Source organism: Streptomyces sp. NPDC048248 (genome assembly GCF_043201875.1).
GTDB lineage: Bacteria > Actinomycetota > Actinomycetes > Streptomycetales > Streptomycetaceae > Streptomyces.
In genome coordinates this window covers 63,899-86,787 of sequence record NZ_JBICZL010000017.1, presented here as the reverse complement: position 1 = coordinate 86,787, position 22,889 = coordinate 63,899, and the positions used below count along the sequence as shown (strand labels likewise).

Sequence of the window (22,889 nt, the reverse complement as noted above, 5' to 3'; positions counted from 1 at the left end):
GGTCGGCCCGCCGGCACCGTCAGCGGTTGTCGGGACCCGTCAGTGCGCCGCCCCGGACAGCTGCAGTCCGATGACGCCGACGATGACGAGGGTGATGGAGACGAGCTTGAGGATCGAGACCACGTCGCCGAGGAAGATCATGCCGTAGATCGCCGTGCCGGCCGCGCCGATGCCGGTCCAGACCGCGTAGGCCGGGCCGACGTCGAGTTTGCGCAGGGCGAGCGTCAGCAGGCCGAAGCTGCCCAGGGCGAAGGCGCAGAAGGCGATGGTGGGGAAGAGGCGGGTGAAGCCGTGCGACAGCTTGAGGCAGACCGCGAAGCCCGTCTCCAGGATTCCCGCCACCACGACCAGCAGCCACGCCATATTCCTGTGCCTCCGTCAGTCGGTGACCGCTTCGCCGGACTTGGCGAGTTTATGCGTTCACCTCGGTGGGGCGGCAGCAAACCCAGGAGTCAGTCGCCCTCGCGTCGCTCGCGGGTGGCCAGCAGCCGGCGCAGCGAGTAGAGCCGGGCCGGATCGGCGTGCCCGTCGCTCACCCATTGGTCCAGCGCGCAGTCCTGTTCATCGTGACTGCACGCGCGCGGGCACTCGGCCGTACCCGGCACGAGGTCGGGGAAGGCCAGGATGACCCGCGAGGGGTCGACGTGGTGCAGGCCGAAGGACCGTACGCCCGGGGTGTCGATGACCCAGCCCGAGTCGCCGGGCAGCGGGAGCGCCAGGGCCGAGGTGGTGGTGTGCCGGCCGCGGCCGGTCACCGCGTTGACGTGGCCCACGGCCCGATTGCGGTCCGGGACCAGCGCGTTGACCAGGGTGGTCTTGCCGACCCCGGAGTGCCCGACGAATGCCGTCATGCGCCCGGACAGCTGCTCCCTGATCCGCTCGGCCGCGCTGCCGTCGGCGAGTTCGTCACGGTTGGTGACGAAGTAGGGGACGCCCAGCGCGCCGTAGGACTCCAGGAGGGTGTCGGCGGACGCCAGATCGGACTTCGTCAGCACCAGCAGCGGGTCGAGCCCCGCGTCGTAGGCGGCGACCAGACAGCGGTCGATGAGACGGGGGCGCGGCTCGGGGTCGGCGAGCGCGGTGACGATGGCGAGCTGGTCGGCGTTGGCGACCACGACGCGCTCGAACGGGTCGTCGTCATCGGCCGTACGGCGCAGCGTCGAGGTGCGCGGCCGGACCCGGACGATCCGCGCGAGGGTGTCCTTGTCGCCGGTCAGGTCGCCCACGACGGCGACCCGGTCGCCGACGACCGCGCTCTTGCGCCCCAGTTCGCGGGCCTTCATGGCGTGGACCGTGCGGCCGTCGATGAGGCAGGTCAGGCGGCCGCGGTCGACGGTCAGGACCAGGCCCTCGCTGGCGTCCTCGTGCTTGGGGCGGATGTTGGTCCGCGGACGGTTGCCCTTGGGGTTGGGGCGGACGCGGATGTCGTCCTCGTCGGGGTTCTTGCCGTAGCGGCGCATGACGGCGGCGGACCTCAGACTCTCCGGGCGGGGGCGGCGGCCGGGTCGAGCATGTCCGTCCACATCGCGGGGAAGTCGGGCAGGGTCTTGGCGGTGGTGGCGACGTTCTCCACCTCCACGCCCTCGACGGCCAGGCCGATGATCGCGGCGGCGGTGGCCAGCCGGTGGTCCTCGTAGGTGTGGAAGATCCCGCCGTGCAGCGACCGGGGCCGGATGTGCAGGCCGTCGGCGGTCTCGGTGACGTCGCCGCCCAGCTCGTTGAGCTCCTTGGTGAGTGCGGCCAGCCGGTCGGTCTCGTGCAGCCGCAGATGGGCGACGCCGCGCAGGGTCGACGGGGAGTCGGCGAGGGCGGCGACGGCCGCGATGCCGGGAGTCAGCTCGCCGACCTCGCCGAGGTCGACGTCGATGCCGTGGATCCGGCCGCTGCCGGTGAAGGTCAGGCCGCGGTCGGTCAGCTCGCAGGAGCCACCCATGGTGGTGAAGATCTCCCGCAGCGCGTCACCGGGCTGGGTGGTGTGCTCGGGCCAGTCGGGGATGGTGACCCGGCCGCCGGTGACCAGGGCGGCGGCCAGGAACGGCTGGGCGTTGGAGAGGTCGGGCTCGACGATCAGGTCGCGGCCCAGCAGGGCGCCTGGGGTGACCCGCCACACGTTCGGCTCACCACCCGCCTCCGGGGTGTCGACCTGGGCGCCGACGCTGCGCAGCATGTCGACGGTCATCCGGATGTGCGGCAGCGAGGGCAGTGCGGAGCCGGTGTGCCGGACCTCGACGCCCTGGTTGAAGCGCGGCGCGGACAGCAGCAGGGCGCTGACGAACTGGGAGGACGAGGAGGCGTCGATCTCGACGGGGCCGCCGTCCAGGGCGCCGCCGCCGTGCACCGTCATGGGCAGCGCGCCGCGGTTGTCGTCGTCGATGCGGGCGCCGAGGGCGCGCAGCGCGCCGATGACGCCGCCCAGGGGGCGCTCGTAGGAGCGGGGGTCGCCGTCGAAGCGGATCGGGCCGTCGGCCAGGGCGGCGACCGGCGGGAGGAAGCGCATGACGGTGCCGGCGTTGCCGACGTCGACGGTGGCAGGGCCGTGCAGGCCGGCCGGGATGACCCGCCACGCCTCGCCGCCGGAGGTCTGGCCCGCGGCGCCCACGGAGCTGGAGGAGGCGGTCTCCTCGATGCCGACGCCCATGGTGCGCAGCGCCTCGGCCATCAGGAGGGTGTCGCGGGAGCGCAGGGGCCGGCGCAGCCAGCCGGGCTCGGAGGAGAGGGCGGCCAGGACCAGGCCGCGGTTGGTGACCGATTTGGAGCCGGGCACGGTGACGGTTGCATCGACGGCCCCGGAGGCGAGGGGGGCGGGCCACAGGGCGAGGTGTGCGGGGCTCTCGGTCATGCCCTTACTTTAATGGCTGGGCAAGGGTGCCGATCTTGATCAAAAATGGCGCAACGTATACGAAACATGACCCTGGTAATGCGCCCGCGCGCCACGGAGGCGAACGCGGTGCGGGCCGGTGGCGCAGGCGCCCGGGTTCATCGCGGGCCGGAAGGGGGCCGGGGCGGCCTCAGACGTCCAGCAGCCAGCGCCCGCCGCCCATCAGGCAGCACAGCGACACCACGTGGAAGAGGCCGAGCCAGAGAGCCGCGGGCACGTGCGTCAGTCGGGCCAGCTGGTCGGGGTCGGAGTCCGACGCCCCGCCCCGCCGCCGCTTGCCCTGCAGCTCGAAGGCCGGACGGACACCACCCAGCAGCAGGAACCACACCACCGCGTACGCGAACGCCGCCTGGACGTCCGGCGTCGTCAGCCAGGAGACGAGGAGGAAGGCGGCGCCGGCCAGGACGACGGTGAGCACGCCGTAGGCGTTGCGGATCATGACGAGCATCGCCAGGAGCAGGGCGGTGGCGCCCCACAGCAGGGCCGTGATGTGGCCCGAGGCCAGCAGCGCGGCGCCCGCCAGGCCCAGCAGGGACGGCGCGGTGTAGCCGGCCGCTGCGGTCAGGATCATGCCGATCCCGGTCGGCTTGCCGCGGGAGACGGTCAGCCCTGAGGTGTCCGAGTGCAGTCGTATGCCGTCCAGGCGTCGGCCGGTGAGGAGTGCGATCAGCCCGTGCCCGCCCTCGTGCGCGATGGTGACGGCGTTGCGGGACAGCCGCCAGGCGGTGTGCGGGACGACGGCGCCGAGCGCGAGCACCCCCGTGACGATCACCAGCCAGAACGAGGGGTCCGGCTGGGTCCCGAAGACGCGGCTCCATACATCGGTGAGGTGATCGGTGTCCATGTCTCCCCTTCGTGTGGCATGGCAGTCTGGCACGCATGTGCGGTAGGTATGCAGCGAGTCGTGGGCCCGAGGACCTGGTGGGGGTCTTCGGCGTCCAGCGGTGGGAGCCGGAGGAGACCCTGGCGCCCGACTGGAACGTCGCTCCGACGAAGAACGTGTACGCGGTGCTCGAACGTCCCCTGAAGGGCGCGGCGTCCGCGGGCGGCGCACCCGGTCACGCGCCGTGCGGCCCGGTGCGCCAGTTGCGGACGCTGCGGTGGGGGCTGGTCCCGTCGTGGTCGAAATCACCCGACGTCGGCGTGAAGATGATCAATGCGCGGGCCGAGACGGTGCACGAGAAGCCGTCCTACCGGCAGGCGTTCGCCACCCGCCGCTGCCTGCTGCCCGGCGACGGGTATTTCGAGTGGGTCACCGACGCGGCCGAGCGCGAGCTGGAGGAGCAGGGGAAGAAGAAGCGGAGCCGGAAGCAGCCGTACTTCGTGACGCCCGCCGACGGCTCCGTGATGGCGATGGCCGGGCTCTTCGAGTTCTGGCGCGACGGGACGCTGCCCGCCGACCACCCGCAGGCGTGGTGGGTCACCTGCACGGTGGTCACGACCGAGGCGGAGACCACGCCGCTGGCCGGCGTCACGGGCGGCGAGGGGCCGCAGTCGCTCGCCGACATCCACCCCCGCATGCCGCTGGTCCTGCCCCCGGACCGCTGGGACGCCTGGCTCGACCCCGCGCGCACCGACCCCGACGAGCTGCGTGAGCTGCTGACGCCGCCGCCGGCCGGGCTGATGCGCGCCCACCCCGTCCCCACCGGCGTCAGCAACGTCCGCAACAACGGGCCGGAGCTGGTCGCCGAGCTGGACGGGCCGGAGGTCGGCACCCTCTTCTGAGGCGGCCGCGCCGCGCTGACGCGCCGGAATCGGGTACCGGCCCGGGCAGGATAGGGGCATGAGCACAGCGGCGAGTGAGCGCGAGACGGTCGGGACGCCCGTGGGCGACGCCCGGATCACCTGGTACCGCGATCCGGTGCCCGCACGGGCGGTGGTGGCGGTCAGCCACGGCGCCGGTGGCGGCATCGAGGCGCGGGACCTGCGTGCCCTGGCAGCGGCGCTGCCGGCCCGCGGCTACACCGTGGCGCTGGTCGAGCAGCCGTGGCGGGTGGCGGGCAAGAAGGTGGCGCCGGCGCCGAAGACGCTGGACGCCGGCTGGACGGCGCTGTGGCCGGCACTCGCCAAGCCGGGGCTGCCCGTCGTCGCCGGGGGCCGCAGCGCGGGCGCCCGGGTGGCCTGCCGTACTGCCCGGGAGCTGGGTGCGCACGCGGTCCTGGCGCTGAGCTTCCCGCTGCACCCCCCGGGCAAGCCGGAGAAGTCCCGGGTGGAGGAGCTGACCGGTGCCGGGGTGGCGACGCTGGTCGTCCAGGGCGGCCGGGACCCGTTCGGCCGGCCCGAGGAATTCCCGGAGGGCACGCAGATCACCGAGGTGGCGTACGGCGACCACGGATTCGCGGTGCCCAAGAAGGCGGGCACCGACGAGGCGGAGTCGATGGCCGTGCTCACCGGCGCGGTGCTGGCGTGGCTGGACGGCCTGTTCGGCTGACGGCGGGCCCCGCCGGAGCCGGTCCCACGGGGACGGGGCGGAGGGACGGGCCGGCGAGCGCGGCGAGGAAGCACGGGCGGGGCGGGAATGTGCCGCGGGATGCGGATGTTGTGCGTGGCGTAACAGCGAGTACCGCCTGAAGCTCGAGGAATGGAGTCCGCCGCATGGGAATCGCTTGCCCGGCCCGCCCGGCCGCTGACCTGCAGTGGTCGCAGATGCAGGTGACGCAGCCCGCCGTGGCTGGAGCGGCGGCGGCCCCTGATCGTCGTCTATTCTCCGAATCGAGTGGGTCCGCATCCGGATCCGTCACGGTGTTGGAGGAGGTGGGTCCGTTCACTGGGACCGACGCAGGGACCGACGGCACGGCTGAGGACAAGGCTGCGAGCCGGAAGGAGAGCGACGCCGAGCGCAACGCGCGCTTCGAGCGGGACGCGCTCACCTTCCTGGACCAGATGTACTCCGCCGCGCTGCGCATGACGCGCAATCCGGCCGACGCGGAGGACCTGGTGCAGGAGACGTACGCGAAGGCGTACGCGTCCTTCCACCAGTTCCGGGAGGGCACCAACCTCAAGGCGTGGCTGTACCGCATCCTGACGAACACGTTCATCAACTCCTACCGCAAGAAGCAGCGGGAGCCGCAGCGCAGCGCCGCCGAGGAGATCGAGGACTGGCAGCTCGCGCGCGCCGAGTCGCACATGTCCACCGGACTGCGCTCGGCCGAGTCCCAGGCGCTCGATCACCTGCCGGACTCCGACGTCAAGGCCGCTCTGCAGGCGATTCCCGAGGAGTTCCGCATCGCGGTCTATCTCGCGGACGTCGAGGGCTTTGCGTACAAGGAGATCGCGGACATCATGGGGACACCCATCGGCACGGTGATGTCCCGTCTGCACCGCGGCCGGCGCCAACTGCGCGGCATGCTCGAGGATTACGCCCGTGAGCGCGGGCTGGTCCCGGCGGGGGCAGCGGCCGCGGATGCGCAGGCCACGCCGACGTCGGGGTCGCACGACCGGAAAGGCTCGGGATCATGAGCTGCGGAGAGCCGCACGAGAAGGACTGCTCAGAGGTTCTTGATCACCTCTACGAGTATCTCGACCGGGAGATGCCGGCCGGGGAGTGCGCCGAGTTCCAGGTGCACCTCGACGAATGCTCGCCGTGCCTGGAGAAGTACGGGCTGGAGCAGGCCGTCAAGAAGCTCGTCAAGCGCTGCTGCGGCCATGACGACGTCCCCACCGACCTGCGCTCCAAGGTCATGGGCCGGATCGACCTGATCCGGGCCGGGGAGACCGTGCCGGAGCTGAGCGTGCTGGAACAGGCCAAGCACGAACAGGCCCAGCGGGAGCAGGCGGACGCCGAGGCGGCCGACTCCGGCACCGCGGGCGGTTCGGCCTCCAGCGACCCGGGTGATGCACGGGCCGAGGCCGCGCGGGCCGAATAAGGCCACGCGTCACCCTAAGGGGTGAGGGGCGGGGCGATTCGTCCCGCCCGATCCGCTAACGCCCCCTCTCCGGGGCCGCAGCCCCTCTATTCTCACCGAATTCCTCACGCCGCGAATGCGGCAGCGGGGGTGAGCGGTGGGCGTGGGAGGAGGCGCGATGCGGGGACTTCCGGTTGCCGCGCGGTGGTACATCGGATGCGCCGCGGTGGCGGCGGCACTGTGCCTCGTCCCCGCGATACGTTGCGGCGCAGCCGACTGGGCGGGGGCCCTTGCCCTCGCGGCCCTTTACGCACTCTGCGAACAGCTGCGCAAGCGGCCGATGTCGGACAGCCGGGGGCCTCTGGGCGTCGGCTCGTTCTTCCCCGTGCTGCTGGCCGGTGTCTTCCTCCTCCCTCCGTCGCTGGCCGCGCTGGTCGCCGTACCCGGTGCGCTCGTCGCGCAGGCAGAGGTGCGCTGGACCGGCGCCCGCAAGGTGTGGCATGCCGCGCAGCTCGCGCTGGCCTGCGGCGCCGCCTCCGAGGTCTTCGACGCCATCGGCCACCGTCCGCTGTCCGCACCGCAGTTCCCGGTGCTGCTGCTCCCCGGGGCGGCCGCCGCGGTCACCTTCTGCGTGGTGCTGGCCGCTCTCGACGGCGGGGTGCTGGTCGCCGCCGAGCGGCACCCGGTGCGCACCGCCTGGCGCGGTCTGCTGCCCCGGTCCCTGGGGCCGCATCTCGTCCACGGTCTCGCCGGGTTGATGATGGCGGTGTTGTGGCGCAGCTCGTACGGTCCGCTCGCGGCGCTGCTGGTGCTGCTGCCGATGTACGTCTCCTGCTGGATCTTCGCCCAGTGCCACCAGGAACGTGCCGCCCACCAGGCCACCATCCGTGCCCTCGTCCAGGCGGTGGACATCAAGGACCGCTACACCCGCGGGCACAGCGAGCGGGTCGGCCGCGCCTCGGTGATGATCGCCCGGGAGCTCGGCATGGCGGAGGACCGGGTGGAGGCGTTGCGGTTCGCCGGCATCCTGCACGACGTCGGCAAACTCGGCGTCCCCACCCGCCTGTTGCGCAAGGACGGACCGCTGACCCCCGAGGAGCGCCGCGTCATCGAGCTGCACCCGGAGTACGGGCACGAGATCGTGCGCGGCATCGGATTCCTGGGCGAGGCGCGCGCCGCGATCCTGCACCACCACGAGCGGCTGGACGGCCGGGGTTACCCCTACGGCCTGTCGGGGCACCGCATTCCGGAGTTCGCCCGGGTGGTGGCCGTCGCCGACGCCTTCGACGCGATGACCTCCACCCGCTCCTACAGCCGGGCCCGGCCGGTGCCCACCGCGGTGGCCGAGCTGCGCAAGTGCGCCGGTGCGCAGTTCGATCCGCGGATGGTCCGGGCGCTCGCGGCGGCGCTGGAGCGGTACGGCTGGCATCCGGACCTGGTGACGGCTGCGGACGGGGATCCCGGGGCCGTGTTTCCGCCCGTCACGGCGGTGGACGGCGCCGCCGGGGCGGCGCTGCTCAAGGGGGAGCGGGACGTGGCGCAGGCGGGCAGAGGAAACGTCCCGCCACCGGGCCGGGACGGCGCAGCGGCAGGGGGGCCGACGGGCGCGCGTACGGCCGCTGGGGACACGGAACGGCAGGTCGTCGGGCGGGCGGCCCCCGCCGGCGGCCGCGCTGCCGGTGGTGACGCTGCCGGTGGTGACGCGGGCGGTGCCGGCCGCGACGACGGCGCCGGCTGCCGCGCGGGCGAGGGCGAGCCGGGGCGTAGGGCTGTCGGGTCCGCGCGCCGGCCGGGGTGGGCCGGGCGGGCCTGGCGGGACGGCGGGCCGTGAGCGGCGGACCGGCGGCGCCCCGCGGCGCGGGACGCAGGCCGCACGGCGCACACGCACGCGGCACGGGCGCCGATGCCACGTCGGCCGGCCGGGTGGACGGCCATCTCGCCGGCCTCGGGTACGGCATGTCCGCCCGCCACTCGTACGGCGTCGTGGTCGGTGTCCACGCCGCCGCCGCAGCGCTGGCGTGCTGGGCGCTGGGGCGGACGCTGTGGGAGGGCTTGGCGGAGCCCGGTGTCGCGCTGGCCTTCGGGGTGCTGATCGCGGTCGGCGAGCTCGTGCGCTGGGGGCCGGCGCGGACCGGTGGGCGAGGCAGGGGGCCCGGCGAGCGGGAGAGCGCACCGCTCGGCGCCGCCGGCGCCCTCGCCTACGCCCTGCTCGGCGAGGTCGGCGGGCGGCCGAGCACCCACGGTGTCCCGCAGTCCGTCACGGTGGTCGTGGCGGCCGGGCTGGTGGGGCTCGTCCCGCACGTCGCGTTCGGCCGGGGGCCGGCACTCGATCACCTCGCCCGCCGCGTCCTGACCGTGGGCTTCGCTGCCACCTGCTTCCAACCCCTCTACAACACCGGCCGGTTGACGCAGTGGGTGGCCAAGGGGCCGGTCTATCCGCTCTTCCTGATCGGGCTGCTCGCGCTCACCGCCCTCTGCGACGCGGTACTGGCCGCCGCGCTCGCCCGCGCCAGGACCGGCTGGCCGTACGGCCCGCTGCTGCGCGACGAGTTGCGCGCGCTGATCGGTATCGGCTCCGCCATCTGTGCCACCGGAGTGGTCATCTCGCTGGCCACCGCGGTCGCCGGGCTGTGGGCGCTGCCGGTCTTCTGCGTGCCGCTGCTGCTGACCCAGTTCGCCTTCCGCCGGTTCGCGGCCGTACGCACCACCTACCGGCAGACCATCGCCTCGTTGGCCCGCTCCACCGAGATCGCCGGCTACACCCCGCACGGCCACGCCCGCCGGGTGGCGGCGCTCAGCCGTGTCGTGGGGCGTGAACTGGGCCTGAGCGCACCGGATTTGGACGTGCTCGAATACGCCGCCCTGATGCACGACATCGGCCAGCTGTCACTGCTCGACCCGGTCCCCGCGGGCGCGACCGCACCGCTGCCGCCCGCCGAGCAGCGCCGGATCGCGCTGCTCGGTGGTGCGGTGGTGCGGCAGACCGGAGTGCCTGCGGAGGTCGCGGTGATCGTCGAGCGGCAGGCGGATCCGTACCGCGACCAGCCGATCACCGCGCGTATCGTCCGCACGGTCAACGCCTACGACGACCTGGCGGGGGAGTCCGCGGGGCCCGGAGGCGCGCTGCGCGCCCTGGAGCGGCTGCGGCTGGCCACCGCCCAGGACCACGAACCCCAGGTCGTCGAGGCGCTCGCACGGGTCCTCGCGCGGGGTGGCCGGACGGGGTGATGACCGGCCTCGCCCCGTCCGGCACGCGATAAGGCGGCCGGGCCGGGGCGTGTTCGCCGGAGGCGCAACCGGGCGGCTGCGGTTGTCTGCGGGCTCTCGGGCGGCCTCCCGCACGGAGCGTGCCCGACGGCCCGTCGCGGGACGCCGGCACGATCGCGGTGCGGGGCGGCCAGGGCGCGCAGGCCACGCCTGCCCCGGAGCGGGCTCCGGGGCCCGGGGGCGGTGCCGCGGCGGCTCACGGGCGGCCCGGACACCGAGATGGCGTTCGGACGGCCGCGTACGGCACATGGCGGCCTCCCGGGCCCGGTTACTCACACATGTCATGGAACCCATGGGTAATGAGCGCCCCGTGAGATGGGCATGGTTGGATGCGAAGAGAGCCCCTCACAGGGGGTTCAGGGGGTCGGCCAAGGGCAAGGAGCCGCAGGGGGGCGCAGCAGAACCGGGCTGAGCCGGACGGCAATCTGTGGCAGGTTGTCGAGTAGGCCCCCCAGAGGCCCGGCAGCCGCTCGGAGCACTTCCGGCAGCGGCGTCCAGAGCAACCAGCAGGCGGGAATCGTGAGGATCTTCGGCAAGGTACGGCACCGGCCCTCCGCCTCGTGGCGGCAGGCGACCGACCGCGCTTTCACGCTGATCGGCGACGGCCGTTACGAGGACGCGGGGGCGCTGCTGACGCGTGCCGCCGACATGGAGCCGTGGCTCTCGGAGTCGTGGTTCAACCTCGCGCTGCTGCACAAGTTCCGGCACGACTGGGAGCAGGCCAGGGCCGCAGGGCTGCGGGCCGTCGCGCTGCTCGACCGCGAGACCGGGGCGCCCGACTGGTGGAACGTCGGTATCGCCGCCACCGCCCTGCAGGACTGGCCGCTGGCCCGCCGCGCCTGGCAGGCCTACGGCCTCAAGGTGCCCACCGAGGGCTCGCCCTCCGCGGAGCCGAGCGGGATGGCTCTGGGCAGCGCCGCCGTCCGTCTCTCGCCCGAGGGCGAGGCGGAGGTGGTCTGGGGCCGCCGGCTGGACCCGGCCCGTATCGAGGTGCTGTCGATCCCGCTGCCGTCCTCCGGGCGGCGCTGGGGCGAGGTCGTGCTGCACGACGGCGTCCCGCACGGCGAGCGGATCACCGCCGCAGGCGCCGACGGCGCCACGAGGGCCTTCCCGGTCTTCGACGAGATCGAGCTGTGGGCGCCGTCCCCCGTCCCGACCTGGGTGGTGCTGCTGGAGGCCGCCACCGAGGACGACCGGGACGCCCTGGAGCGCCTGGCGGCCGATGCGGGCTTTGCCGCGGAGGACTGGTCGTCGTCCGTGCGGCTGCTGTGCCGTACGTGCTCGGAGAGCCGGATGCCCAGCGACGAGGGCGACGGCGAGCACATGGACCCGCACGACCACAGTGAGCCGGGCCACCCCGGTCCGCTCGGGCACCGCACGGCGGGCTCGGGCTCCCTGTGGGTGCCCGAGCGCGAATGCGGTATCGCCGCGCCCTCCGCGCTGGTGCGCGGGCTGCTGGACGGCTGGGTCGCCGACAGCCCGGACACCCGGGAATGGCGGGATCTCGAAGAGGTCTGCTGAGGGCCCGGTCGTGCCCCCGTAGTCTGTAGGGCGACTAATCAGGGTTTTCAGGAAGGCGTACGGCGGAAATGGCCCAGCAGCCTGTGTTTGATCAAGACGGTGAGCAGCGCGTGGACGATGAGTTCATCGACGACACGACGGACGCGGCGCAGCGGGAGGCCGCCCACCGTGAGCGTGGCACGTCGCGGCCGATCACGGTCGTCGGCAACCCGGTGCTCCACAAGGAGTGCAAGGACGTCACGGAGTTCGGCGACGAGCTCGGCCGGCTCATCGATGACATGTTCGCCAGCCAGCGGACCGCCGAGGGCGTGGGCCTGGCCGCGAACCAGATCGGTGTGGACCTGAAGGTCTTCGTCTACGACTGCCTCGACGACTCCGGTGTGCGGCACGTCGGCGCGGTCTGCAACCCCGTTCTCGACGAGCTGCCGGTCGAGCGGCGGGTGCTGGACGACTCCAACGAGGGCTGCCTGTCGGTGCCGGGCGCGTACGCCGAGCTGGCCCGCCCCGACTACGCCGTGGTGCGGGGCCAGGACGCCGAGGGCAACCCGGTCGCGATCCGGGGTACCGGCTACTTCGCGCGCTGCCTCCAGCACGAGACCGACCACCTCAACGGCTACCTCTACATCGACCGGCTCTCCAAGCGTGACCGCAAGGACGCGCTGAAGCAGATGGCCGAGGTCGAGCCGCGCTACCCGGTCGTCGCCAACGACTGACCACCGCCGCGCCGGCACCGCGGGGTGCCGGCGCGACGTGCGGGGCCGTGCGGGCTCCGCGGGTCATGAGGCGTCCTGGTAGGCCGCCCAGACCCGGGGCGGGAGGGACGTGCCGAGCCCGGTCCCGGGGCCGCCCACGCCCTGCATCGGCAGCAGCTCCGGCGCCCCCGGCTTGTTGCGGAACACCGTGACCGCGGTGGTCGGCTCGTTGCCGTCACCGGCTCCGGGCGCGCGGTCGGGCCGGATCCCGGGGCCCGTGGCGCCCCCGGCGCCCTGCGCGGTGCCGATGAACCACGCCGACTTCATGCGGTCGCCGGGCTCACTGCCGCCGGCCGCGACCGGCAGATACACCCGCTGCCCGCCGCCGGCGCCGTGCGGCCCGTCCTCGCCCTTGCCATCGGTGGAGCGGACCGGGTCCGGTCCGAGGGTGCGCCAGCCCCAGCCTTCCAGGGCGCCGGTCACCTGCTGGGCGACGTCGGGTGTGAGGACCTGCTCGGGCGCCGGCCGGTCGAAGCCGTCGACCGGCCTGCCGTCGTGGGTGACCCGGGAGACCGCGTACGGGTCGGCATGCTCACCGCCGTTGGCGAAGGTGGTGTACGCGCTCGCCAGCCGGATCGCGCTGGGAGCCGAGGTGCCCAGCGGGAAGGTCGGCTCCAGGCGCGCCAGGCTCTCCTTGTGCAGGCCCGCGGCCAGCGCGAGATGGCGGATGCGCGCCAGCCCGATCCGCTGCCCGGCCTTGACGAACGGCGGGTTCTCGCCCTGCATCAGGGCCCCGACGAGATCGCTGGAGGGGGAGGTCTCACGGCCCACCGGCACCGGTTTCGTACCGAGCTCCTCGGCCTGCTGTTGCAGCGCGGCGGCGAGGACGAACGGTTTGAAGGCCGATCCTGCGGGGACGGCCGTGGTGTCCGCGTTGTTGTTGAAGTGCCGGGTGGCGTCCGTGCCGCCGTAGAGGGCGACGATCGCGCCGTCGCGAGGGCGTACCGACGCCGCCCCGAATTCCACGAAGGCGTCGGCCTTCCGCTTCTTCGGATCCAGGTCGCGTTTGCGGACCGCGGTGACCGCCTTTTCCAGCCGCCGGGTGCGCTGCTTGTCGAAGGTGGTGTGAATGCGATAGCCGCCGAGCGCCAGGTCCTTGTCGGTCAGACCGCTGCCGCTCTTGATGAACTTGTTGGCCACATCGACCAGATAGCCGGTCTGCCCGGCCTGACTTGTGGGCTTCTCCAAGGCCCGGGGCTCGGGGAAGACGCGGTATTTCGCCCGCTCGGCCGCGCTCATGGCGCCGGTTTCGACCTGCCGGTCCAAAATCCATTTCCAGCGTGTCACGGCGCGCTCGTGGGATGCCTTGCCCAGGCCGGGATCGTACTGTTCCGCCCCCTTCAGCAAGGCGGCGAGCAGGGCCGCCTGACCGGGATTCAGCCGTTGCGCGTCGATGCCGTAATACGCGTGCGCGGCGGCCTGGATCCCGTACGAACCCCGGCCGAACCAGCTGGTGTTGAGGTAGCCGCGGAGAATCTCCTGTTTGGACTTCTGGTTGTTCACCTTCAAGGCGATGACGAATTCTCTGATCTTGCGGGTGACCGTCTGGTCCTGCGAGAGATAGGTGTTCTTCACGTATTGCTGGGTGATGGTGGAACCACCCTGCGCCTCCTCGCCGGAAACCATGTTCACGACGGCGCGGGCGATGCCCTTCAACGAGACGCCCGAGTCGCTGTAGAAGGTGGCGTTCTCCGCGGCGATGACGGCGCTCTCCACGGAGTCGGGCACCTTGTCGAGCGAGATGTTCTGGCGGTTGACGGGCCCGACACTCACCATCTGGCTGCCGTCCGCCCAGTAGTAGACGGTGGCCTCCCGGCCGGCCAGGTCGTTCTCGTTCGGGATGCCGATGTTGACGTAGACGAGCGCGAACAGGCCGGCGACGCCCACGATGCCGACGCCGAAGGTGCCGGCCACCAGGCGCCAGGAGGGCAGCCAGCGGCGCAGCCCCTCCCGCCCCCGGCGCGGATAGTCGATGAACCTGCGACGCCCCTTCGTTCCCTTCATGCTCCCGTAGACGAGGCGGGAGGCGGACGGGTTTGCCGGCTAACCGAATGCTCACAATCGGCGGGCCAACGGGTGGGGCGAAGGGGCGTCGCGGCAGGTTTCGCGGTGAACGCGCAGATCAGAACTCGTCGTCGAAGGAGACCGAGCCCTCGACGGCGACCTGGTAGGCCGAGGCCCGGCGCTCGAAGAAGTTCGTCAGCTCCTGGACGTTCTGCAGCTCCATGAAGGAGAACGGGTTCTCCGAGCCGTACACGGGAGGGAAGCCCAGCCGCTGCAACCGCTGGTCGGCGACGCACTGGAGGTACTCGCGCATCGACTCGGTGTTCATACCCGGCAGGCCCTCGCCGCACAGGTCACGGCCGAACTGCAGCTCCGCCTCGACGGCCTCCTTGAGCATCTCGACGACCTGCTGTTCCAGCTTGTCGTCGAAGAGGTCGGGCTCCTCCTGGCGGACGGTGTCCACCACCGAGAACGCGAACTCCATGTGCATGGACTCGTCGCGGAACACCCAGTTGGTGCCGGTGGCCAGGCCGTGCAGCAGGCCGCGCGAGCGGAACCAGTAGACGTACGCGAAGGCGCCGTAGAAGAACAGACCCTCGATGCAGGCCGCGAAGCAGATCAGGTTGAGCAGGAAACGGCGACGGTCGGCCCTCGACTCCAGCCGGTCGATGCTCTCGACCGAATCCATCCACTTGAAGCAGAACTCGGCCTTCTCGCGGATGGACGGGATGTTCTCCACGGCCGCGAAGGCGGCGGCGCGGTCGTCCGGGTCGGGGAGGTAGGTGTCCAGCAGCGTCAGATAGAACTGGACGTGCACCGCCTCCTCGAAGAGCTGACGGCTCAGGTACAGCCGCGCCTCGGGGGAGTTGATGTGCTTGTAGAGCGTCAGGACCAGGTTGTTGGCCACGATCGAGTCGCCGGTCGCGAAGAACGCGACCAGCCGGCCGATCATGTGCTGCTCGCCCGGAGAGAGCTTGGCGAGGTCGGTGACGTCGGAGTGGAGGTCGACCTCCTCCACGGTCCAGGTGTTCTTGATCGCGTCGCGGTAGCGGTCGTAGAAGTCCGGGTACCGCATGGGGCGCAGCGTCAGCTCGAAGCCCGGGTCCAGGAGGTTCTTGGTACCGGTGGTGGTCGTGTGCGTGGCGGACGCGGAGGTGGCTTCGGTGGTCATTACTGGCAGGCCTCGCAGGACTCGGGGTTTTCCAGGGAGCAGGCGACCGCGTCGGGGTCGGTGGCCTGCTGGGGGACGGTGGCGGGGGCGGCGGCCGCCGTGCCGCGTGCCGACTGCGCGATCCGGGTGGCCGGGCGCGAACGCAGGTAGTACGTGGTCTTGATGCCGCGCTTCCAGGCGTAGGCGTACATCGAGCTGAGCTTGCCGATGGTCGGCGACGCCATGAAGAGGTTCAGCGACTGACTCTGGTCGAGGTACGGCGTACGGGCCGCGGCCATGTCGATCAGGGCGCGCTGCGGGATCTCCCAGGCGGTGCGGTAGAGCGCCCGGACCTCCTCGGGGATCCACTCGACGTCCTGCACGCTGCCGTTGGCCTCGCGCAGGGCGTCACGCGTCCGCGCGTCCCACAGCCCCAGCGCCTTGAGCTCCTCGATCAGATAGGCGTTGACCTGGAGGAACTCGCCGGACAGCGTCTCGCGCTTGAAGAGGTTGGAGACCTGCGGCTCGATGCACTCGTAGACACCGGCGATGGAGGCGATCGTCGCGGTCGGCGCGATGGCCAGGAGGAGGGAGTTGCGCATCCCGGTCGCCGCGATCCGGTTCCGCAGCGCCGCCCACCGGTCCGCCCAGCGGGGCTCGGCGTTCGGGTAGTGGTCGGGGTGCAGTACACCGCGGGCGGTGCGGGTCGAGGACCAGGCCGGGTGCGGGCCGTGCCGCTCCGCGAGGTCGGCGGACGCCTCGTACGCGGCGAGCATGATCCGCTCGGAGATACGGGTCGACAGCTCCCGCGCCTCGGGGGAGTCGAAGGGCAGCCGCAGCCGGAAGAAGACGTCCTGCAGACCCATGAGACCCAGGCCCACCGGCCGCCAGCGGGAGTTGGAGGCGCCGGCCTGGTCGGTCGGGTAGAAGTTGATGTCCACGACGCGGTCGAGGAAGGCGACGGCGGTACGGACCGTCGCGTCCAGCCGCTCCCAGTCCATCGCCTCCTCCCAGCCGGCGTTCTCGTCGCCGAGGTGCGCGGCGAGGTTGACCGACCCGAGGTTGCAGACCGCGGTTTCCCCGTCGTCCGTGACCTCCAGGATCTCGGTGCACAGATTGGACGAGTGGACGACCTTGCCGGGCTCCGCGGTCTGGTTGGCGGTGCGGTTGGCGGCGTCCTTGAACGTCATCCAGCCGTTGCCGGTCTGCGCCAGGGTCCGCATCATCCGCGAGTACAGCAGCCGGGCCGGGATCTGCTTGAGCGCCTTGCCCTCGGCCTCGGCCCTGCGGTAGGCGGCGTCGAACTCCGCGCCCCACAGGTCCACCAGCTCCGGGGTGTCCGAAGGCGAGAACAGCGACCAGTCGGCGTCCGCCTCGACGCGGCGCATGAACTCGTCCGGGATCCAGTGCGCGATGTTGAGGTTGTGCGTCCGGCGGGCCTCCTCGCCGGTGTTGTCGCGCAGCTCCAGGAACTCCTCGATGTCGGCGTGCCAGGTCTCCAGGTAGACGCAGGCGGCGCCCTTGCGGCGGCCGCCCTGGTTCACCGCCGCGACCGAGGCGTCCAGCGTGCGCAGGAACGGCACGATGCCGTTGGAGTGGCCGTTGGTGCCCCGGATCAGCGACCCCCGTGCGCGGATCCGGGAGTACGACAGACCGATACCGCCGGCGTGCTTGGAGAGCCGGGCGACCTGGTGGTAGCGGTCGTAGATCGAGTCGAGCTCGTCCAGCGGGGAGTCCAGCAGATAGCAGGAGGACATCTGCGGGTGGCGGGTGCCGGAGTTGAACAGGGTGGGGGAGGAGGGCAGGTAGGACAGCGAGCTGGTGAGGCGGTACAGCTCGGCGACGTCGTCCAGCGCGGCGCGGGAGTCGTTCTCGGCGAGACCGCAGGCCACCCGGAGCAGGAAGTGCTGCGGCGTCTCGATGACCTGACGGGTGGTGGGGTGCCGCAGCAGGTAGCGGGAGTGCAGGGTGCGCAGGCCGAAGTAGCCGAAGCGGTCGTCGGCGCCGTCGGCGAGGGCCTTGTCGACGGCGGCGTCCAGGCGGTCGGCGTGGGTGCGCACGAACCCGGCGGTCGCGTCGGCGATCAGCCCCTCGCGGTGGCCGACGTCCACCGAGGCGGAGAAGGAGGTGGCGCCCTGGCCCGCGGCCTCCTCCGCGATGGCGAGCGTGAGCAGCCGCGCGGCGAGGCGGGAGTACTGCGGCTCGTCACCGATCAGACCGGCCGCGGCCTCGATCGCCAGGGAGCGCAACTCCGCCTCGTCGGAGCCCGCGTGGCGGCCGCGGAGGGCGGCGGCGGCCACCTTGCCGGGGTCGGTCGCGGTCAGGTCCTCGGTCAGCTCGGTCAGCGTGCGCAGCAGGGCGACGCCGGGACCGTCCTCGACCCGGTCGGCGGGGGCGGGCGGCGCGGACCGCACGACCTCGGCGTCTGACGCGGGCTCCGTTGGCGCGATGGTCACGTGATGCTCTCCCTCACTCGGCGGGGGCCAGGAGGGAGGGGCGCGACGGGCGCGCGCGGGCATGCGGCATCCCGGATTCTTCGGGATGCGCGGGCACACCGCGCGGCGTCCACCGGCCCATCCCACGGGGCCCGGACGTATCGACGCTCGCACCGATGGCGGTGCGGGCGTACCGTCGGCAGGTCTTCGGACTCCACGGGCGCGCGATAGGGCTTGGGGCCTTATGGGCGCACTCGTACACCGTTGCGGGACAGTTCCGGATTCGCACCGGATTCCCCTGTGGCGACAGCGAGCACGAGCATACATGTGGTGGTGGGTTCTCGTGTGCACCCCCATATCTTGTGAGTCGCGAGTGATCGAGTCGTGTCTGTCCGTCCACTCGTGCGTGTCTGACAGCGCACCAGGGCGCGGCGTCCGCCGGTTTCCCGCACCGCGCCGGGCATGCGAACGGGCCGCCGCACCCTGAGGTGCGACGGCCCGTGGCCGGGGGCGGTGCGGTGGCTCAGTGGCCGACGGGGGCCTCAGCGGTGGCGGGCGGCAGGTCGGGGCTGACGCCCTTGTCGCCGACGTCCGCGGTGTAGTCGCCCGGGCTGGTCTCGTCGACGCCCTCCGGCGCCTTCGCGGCCTTCAGGGCGAAGGTCAGCACGACTGTGACCACGACGTTCAGCACGAACGCGGTCAGGCCGATGTAGCCGATCTCGCCGATACCCGGGATCTCCCTGCTGGAGCCGCCGAAGTGCGCCTGGGTGGGGCTGGCCACGCCGTACGCCGCGAGCGTGCCGTACGCCATGCCGACCGCCCAGCCGGCGAGCAGCGCCCAGCGGTGGAACCAGCGGGTGAACAGGCCGCCGACGAGGGACGGCATGGTCTGCAGGATCCAGATGCCGCCCAGCAGCTGGAAGTTGATGGCGACCGTCTTGTCCATGGTCAGGACGAAGGCGAGGGCGCCGACCTTCACCAGCAGCGAGACGAGCTTGGCGACCTTGTGCTCCTGGGCCGGGGTGGCGTCCGGCTTCAGGAAGTCCTTGTAGACGTTGCGGGTGAAGAGGTTGGCCGCGGCGATCGACATGATGGCGGCCGGCACCAGGGCGCCGATGCCGATCGCGGCGAACGCGACGCCGGCGAACCAGCTCGGGAACATGTCCTCGAAGAGCTGCGGAATCGCCAGCTGCGGGTTGCCGTGGATCTCCGTGCCGGCCTTGATCGCCATGAAGCCCAGCAGCGCGAGCAGGCCCAGCATCAGGGAGTACAGCGGCAGGATCGTGGTGTTGCGGCGGATCACGTTGCGGCTGCGCGAGGACAGCGTCGCGGTGATCGAGTGCGGGTACATGAACAGCGCGAGTGCCGAGCCCAGCGCCAGCGTGGCGTAGGCCCACTGCGCGTTGGGGCCGCTCGCCAGCTCGCCGCGCGGCTTACCGGTCGGTCCCGGCTCGGCGAACGCCTTCCCGGCCGAGTCGAAGATCGCGTCGAAGCCGCCCAGCTTGATCGGGATGTAGATGATCGCCACCGCGATGACGAGGTAGATCAGACCGTCCTTGACGAACGCGATGAGCGCGGGCGCCCGCAGTCCGGACGAGTAGGTGTAGGCCGCCAGGACGGCGAAGGCGATCAGCAGCGGCAGGTCCTTGACGAACCAGTTGGTGGTCTCGCCGCCGCCGATCCCCAGCACGTCAAGGACGGCCTGGATGCCGACCAGTTGGAGCGCGATGTACGGCATGGTGGCGAGGATGCCGGTGAGCGCCACGGCCAGCGACAGGCCCTTGGAGCCGAAGCGGCCGCGCACGAAGTCGGAGGTGGTGACGTAGCCGTGCTTGTGCGACACCGACCACAGCCGGGGCAGGAAGGTGAAGATCAGCGGATAGACCAGGATCGTGTAGGGCACCGCGAAGAAGCCGGCCGCGCCCGCCGCGTAGATGGCCGCCGGGACGGCGACGAAGGTGTACGCGGTGTAGAGGTCGCCGCCGAGCAGGAACCACGTCACCCAGGTGCCGAAACTCCGGCCGCCCAGGCCCCATTCGTCGAGGTTCGCGGACTGCTCGGCCTTGCGCCAGCGCGCGGCGAGGAAGCCCATGACCGTCACGGCCAGGAAGAAGAACACGAAGACGGCCAGCGCGACGCCGTTCACGCCGTCGGTGGCCGAGGCGGCCAGCCGGACCGGAGCGGCCGGGGCCGCCGAAGCGATCGTCAGGAGAGTCACTGCGCCGCACCCGCCTTACGCGCGCGCTGCTCACGCTGTACGAGCTTGTACGCGGTCATCGTCAGCGCGGTCGAGATGAACACCCACGCCATCTGGTACCAGTAGAAGAACGGGATCCCTATGAAGGTCGGCTCGATCCTGGCGTAGGAGCTCACCCACAGCATCGCCACGAACGGAGCGAGCAGGCACAGCCCGACCACCACACGCGTGGGCGTGACGACCTTTCTGGTGCCTGGCGTTTCGGCTGGCTCTGGCATGGGCGGGCTCCGTCCCTGGCGATCTCCTGTGTAATCGGCTGGAAATCTATGGCAGGGCCGTGGCGCGCGTCACTAGCTGTCCGCATATCGGTATGGAAGAGATTTCATTGCGGCCGGTGCACCGGCCCGCGCGCCGGGTGCATCTCTGCGGCCCGCGAGCCCCGGGAGCCGGTGCGGGAGCGGCCCCAGGACGGCGGAGTGCGGCGCCCGCCCCGCACGGACGGATACGGGACGGGCGCCGGGTGTTCAGTCCGTGGGGCGCTGCAGCCTGGCGACGAACTTGTAGCGGTCGCCCCGGTAGACCGAGCGCACCCACTCCACCGGCTGTCCCTGCGCGTCGAGGGAGTGCCGGGAGAGCATCAGCATGGGCAGGCCGACATCGGTGCCCAGCAGTCCGGCCTCGCGCGGGGTGGCGAGGGAGGTCTCGATGGTCTCCTCGGCCTCCGCCAGGCGGACGTCGTAGACCTCGGCCAGCGCGGTGTAGAGGGACGTGTACTTGACGAGGTTGCGGCGCAGCGAGGGGAACCGCTTGGCCGACAGATGGGTGATCTCGATGGCCATCGGCTCGCCGCTGGCCAGCCGCAGCCGCTCGATGCGCAGCACCCTGCCACCGGTGGCGATGTCCAGCAGGCCGGCCAGCTGGTCGTCCGCGGTGACATAGCCGATGTCCAGTAGCTGGGACGTCGGTTCCAGCCCCTGGGCCCGCATGTCCTCGGTGTAGGAGGTCAGTTGCAGTGCCTGGGAGACCTTGGGCTTGGCCACGAAGGTGCCCTTGCCCTGGATGCGCTCCAGGCGGCCCTCGACGACCAGTTCCTGGAGCGCCTGGCGCACCGTCGTGCGGGAGGTGTCGAACTCCGCGGCGAGGGTGCGCTCGGGCGGCACCGGAGTCCCCGGCGGCAGGGTCTCGGTGATCTCCAGCAAGTGCCGCTTGAGGCGGTAGTACTTGGGCACGCGAGCGGTGCGTGTGGCGCCGCCGCCGTTCTCGGCGCTGCCCCCTTCGGTGTCCATGACCCGCCTCTCCGACTCCTGTCGCGCTGCCGTCACCGGCTCCTCCGTACGTAGCGGCTCACATCGTGGCATGAGTGGGGTTCCCATGCTTCCTCGCAGGTCCCGGCTCGCCCGATGTCGGTCCGGTAACGGAGCCGACAGCGACTCTTATACACCCCTTGACACCCCAAAAGGTCTAGGCCAAGCTGCGGGCACTGGTCTAAACCATTAAAGACCACACCCGGCCTTTGGGGGAGAGCGCGATGAAGCGTGGGCTCATAGCAGCGACGGCGGTCGCGGGAATGCTGGTGAGTGTCGCTGCCTGTGGGTCCAGCGACGACAGCAAGGCGGGAGCGGACGGCTTCAAGGGCCAGAAGCTCACCGTTTGGGTGATGGACGGGTCCAACCCGGCACAGTGGACGAAACAGGTCTCCGAGCAGTTCAAGAAGAAGACCGGCGCCACGGTCGAGTTCAAGGTCCAGCAGTGGAACGGAATTCAGCAGAAGCTGAGCACGGCCCTCTCCGAGGACACGCCGCCGGACGTCGTCGAGATCGGCAACACGCAGACCGCCGCCTACGCCAAGGCAGGTGCGCTGGCCGACCTCGGCGACGTGAAGAAGGAGATCGGCTCCGACTGGAACGACTCCTTCAACAAGAGCGCGCTCGTGGACGGAAAGCAGTACGCGCTTCCGTGGTACGCGGGCAACCGCGTGGTCATGTACAACAAGAAGATCTGGGCCGAGGCGGGCATCAAGGGAACCCCCAAGACCCGCAACGAACTCTTCAAGGCATTCGACACCATCAAGAAGAAGACCGATGCCGAGCCGCTCTATCTCCCGGGCCAGAACTGGTACTTCTTCGACGGGCTGACCATCGGCACCGGTGCGGACCTGGTGAAGAAGGCCGGCGGCAAGTGGGTCTCCAACCTCGGTGACCCCAAGGTCTCCAAGGCCATGGACATCTACCAGCAGTACCAGTCCTTCAGCACCGCTCCGAAGAACAAGGACGAGGCCACCCCGCAGCAGGCCGAGGTCTTCTCCAAGGGCAAAACCGGCGCGGTCATCGCCATGGGCTACGAGGCGAACACCGCCATCGCCGCCAACCCGAAGATCAAGGAAGACATCGGCTTCTTCACCATCCCCGGGGAGACGGCCGACAAGCCCGAGGGCGTATTCCTCGGCGGCTCCAACTTCGCCGTCGCCGGCATGGGCGGGAAGCAGGAACTCGCCAAGGAATTCCTGAAGGTCGCCCTGTCCAAGAAGAACGACGGACAGATGGTCAAGGAGGTCGGCTGGACGCCCAAGTCCCCCGACCTGGCGGACGCCGCGAAGGGCAACCCGGCCGCCGAGGCCGCCGCGCCCGCGGCGCAGAAGTCGGCGGGCACCACGCCGCCCATCCCGCAGTGGGCAGCCGTGGAGAACGTGCCGAACCCGATCAAGAGCTATATGACGGCCGTCCTGAACGGCAAGGCGCCGGCCGACGCCGCCCAGGACGTCGAGTCCGAGATCAACTCGCGGCTCGCCAAGCAGTAGCCGCACCCGCTTCCGTACGGGCCGGCCGCCCCCGGCCCGTACG

Annotated in this window: 18 protein-coding genes, 1 pseudogene and 1 riboswitch; of the genes and pseudogenes, 9 read left to right on the top strand and 10 right to left on the bottom strand. The window is 71.4% G+C overall.

Going from position 1 to position 22,889, the window contains the following annotated elements; genetic code table 11:
- Positions 1–39 precede the first annotated feature (39 nt).
- From ACGFZW_RS31320 to ACGFZW_RS31305, 4 genes are all read right to left on the bottom strand, one after another.
- Positions 40–363 carry a DMT family transporter gene (locus tag ACGFZW_RS31320; RefSeq protein WP_393896642.1) on the bottom strand — a complete coding sequence of 108 codons (324 nt, stop codon included), beginning with the start codon at positions 361–363 and terminating at the stop codon, positions 40–42.
- An 89-nt stretch (positions 364–452) separates the two neighbouring features.
- Positions 453–1,460: a ribosome small subunit-dependent GTPase A gene (gene rsgA, locus ACGFZW_RS31315; RefSeq protein WP_393896641.1), complete on the bottom strand. Its 1,008-nt coding sequence runs from the start codon at positions 1,458–1,460 to the stop codon at positions 453–455.
- 14 nt (positions 1,461–1,474) lie between these two features.
- Complete coding sequence (aroA, locus tag ACGFZW_RS31310) at positions 1,475–2,839, bottom strand: 3-phosphoshikimate 1-carboxyvinyltransferase (protein ID WP_393896640.1); 1,365 nt, start codon at positions 2,837–2,839, stop codon at positions 1,475–1,477.
- 169 nt (positions 2,840–3,008) lie between these two features.
- On the bottom strand, positions 3,009–3,722 hold the full coding sequence (locus ACGFZW_RS31305) for a M50 family metallopeptidase (protein ID WP_393896639.1): 714 nt from the start codon (positions 3,720–3,722) through the stop codon (positions 3,009–3,011).
- Positions 3,723–3,757: 35 nt separating this feature from the next.
- Here ACGFZW_RS31305 and ACGFZW_RS31300 point away from each other — a divergent pair, with 35 nt between their 5' ends.
- The 8 genes and pseudogenes from ACGFZW_RS31300 (at position 3,758) to def (ending at position 12,224) form a co-directional block, all read left to right on the top strand.
- Complete coding sequence (locus ACGFZW_RS31300) at positions 3,758–4,603, top strand: SOS response-associated peptidase (RefSeq protein WP_393896638.1); 846 nt, start codon at positions 3,758–3,760, stop codon at positions 4,601–4,603.
- Between the two features lie 58 nt (positions 4,604–4,661).
- Positions 4,662–5,309, top strand: coding sequence for an alpha/beta family hydrolase (locus ACGFZW_RS31295; RefSeq protein ID WP_393896637.1), 648 nt, complete (start codon positions 4,662–4,664; stop codon positions 5,307–5,309).
- A gap of 323 nt (positions 5,310–5,632) precedes the next feature.
- Positions 5,633–6,337, top strand: coding sequence for a sigma-70 family RNA polymerase sigma factor (locus ACGFZW_RS31290; protein ID WP_393896636.1), 705 nt, complete (start codon positions 5,633–5,635; stop codon positions 6,335–6,337).
- Positions 6,334–6,744, top strand: a complete 411-nt coding sequence (rsrA, locus tag ACGFZW_RS31285; RefSeq protein ID WP_393896635.1) for a mycothiol system anti-sigma-R factor — start codon at positions 6,334–6,336, stop codon at positions 6,742–6,744. Before ACGFZW_RS31290 ends, rsrA begins: the two co-directional genes overlap by 4 nt.
- 157 nt (positions 6,745–6,901) lie before the next feature.
- Positions 6,902–8,305 (top strand): annotated as a pseudogene (locus ACGFZW_RS31280) (HD-GYP domain-containing protein); the annotation flags it as partial.
- A 374-nt stretch (positions 8,306–8,679) separates the two neighbouring features.
- On the top strand, positions 8,680–9,951 hold the full coding sequence (locus ACGFZW_RS31275) for an HD-GYP domain-containing protein (protein ID WP_393896689.1): 1,272 nt from the start codon (positions 8,680–8,682) through the stop codon (positions 9,949–9,951).
- Positions 9,952–10,509: 558 nt separating this feature from the next.
- Positions 10,510–11,511, top strand: a complete 1,002-nt coding sequence (locus ACGFZW_RS31270; RefSeq protein ID WP_393896634.1) for a tetratricopeptide repeat protein — start codon at positions 10,510–10,512, stop codon at positions 11,509–11,511.
- A 68-nt stretch (positions 11,512–11,579) separates the two neighbouring features.
- Positions 11,580–12,224, top strand: coding sequence for a peptide deformylase (gene def, locus ACGFZW_RS31265; RefSeq protein ID WP_393896633.1), 645 nt, complete (start codon positions 11,580–11,582; stop codon positions 12,222–12,224).
- 63 nt (positions 12,225–12,287) lie between these two features.
- On the opposite strand, the gene ACGFZW_RS31260 is transcribed toward def, so the two are convergent.
- The 6 genes from ACGFZW_RS31260 to ACGFZW_RS31235 all read right to left on the bottom strand — a co-directional run bounded on the left by ACGFZW_RS31260 (position 12,288) and on the right by ACGFZW_RS31235 (position 21,335).
- The gene (locus ACGFZW_RS31260; protein WP_393896632.1) at positions 12,288–14,267 is read right to left on the bottom strand and encodes a transglycosylase domain-containing protein; all 1,980 of its coding nucleotides are present in this window, start codon (positions 14,265–14,267) and stop codon (positions 12,288–12,290) included.
- Between the two features lie 118 nt (positions 14,268–14,385).
- A complete protein-coding gene (locus ACGFZW_RS31255) occupies positions 14,386–15,438 on the bottom strand; it encodes a ribonucleotide-diphosphate reductase subunit beta (protein ID WP_393896631.1) in 1,053 nt (350 codons plus the stop codon).
- Complete coding sequence (locus ACGFZW_RS31250) at positions 15,438–17,873, bottom strand: ribonucleoside-diphosphate reductase subunit alpha (RefSeq protein ID WP_393896630.1); 2,436 nt, start codon at positions 17,871–17,873, stop codon at positions 15,438–15,440. The genes ACGFZW_RS31255 and ACGFZW_RS31250 overlap by 1 nt, the downstream gene beginning before the upstream one ends.
- Positions 17,874–18,032: 159 nt before the next feature.
- Positions 18,033–18,192, bottom strand: a riboswitch (cobalamin riboswitch).
- Positions 18,193–18,375: 183 nt separating this feature from the next.
- Entirely contained in the window at positions 18,376–19,998 is a 1,623-nt protein-coding gene (mctP, locus tag ACGFZW_RS31245) for a monocarboxylate uptake permease MctP (protein WP_393896688.1), read from the bottom strand.
- A gap of 68 nt (positions 19,999–20,066) precedes the next feature.
- Positions 20,067–20,327: a DUF3311 domain-containing protein gene (locus ACGFZW_RS31240; RefSeq protein ID WP_393896629.1), complete on the bottom strand. Its 261-nt coding sequence runs from the start codon at positions 20,325–20,327 to the stop codon at positions 20,067–20,069.
- A gap of 246 nt (positions 20,328–20,573) precedes the next feature.
- Positions 20,574–21,335, bottom strand: a complete 762-nt coding sequence (locus ACGFZW_RS31235) for a GntR family transcriptional regulator (protein ID WP_393896628.1) — start codon at positions 21,333–21,335, stop codon at positions 20,574–20,576.
- Between the two features lie 242 nt (positions 21,336–21,577).
- Here ACGFZW_RS31235 and ACGFZW_RS31230 point away from each other — a divergent pair, with 242 nt between their 5' ends.
- Entirely contained in the window at positions 21,578–22,846 is a 1,269-nt protein-coding gene (locus tag ACGFZW_RS31230) for an extracellular solute-binding protein (RefSeq protein WP_393896627.1), read from the top strand.
- Positions 22,847–22,889: the final 43 nt, after the last annotated feature.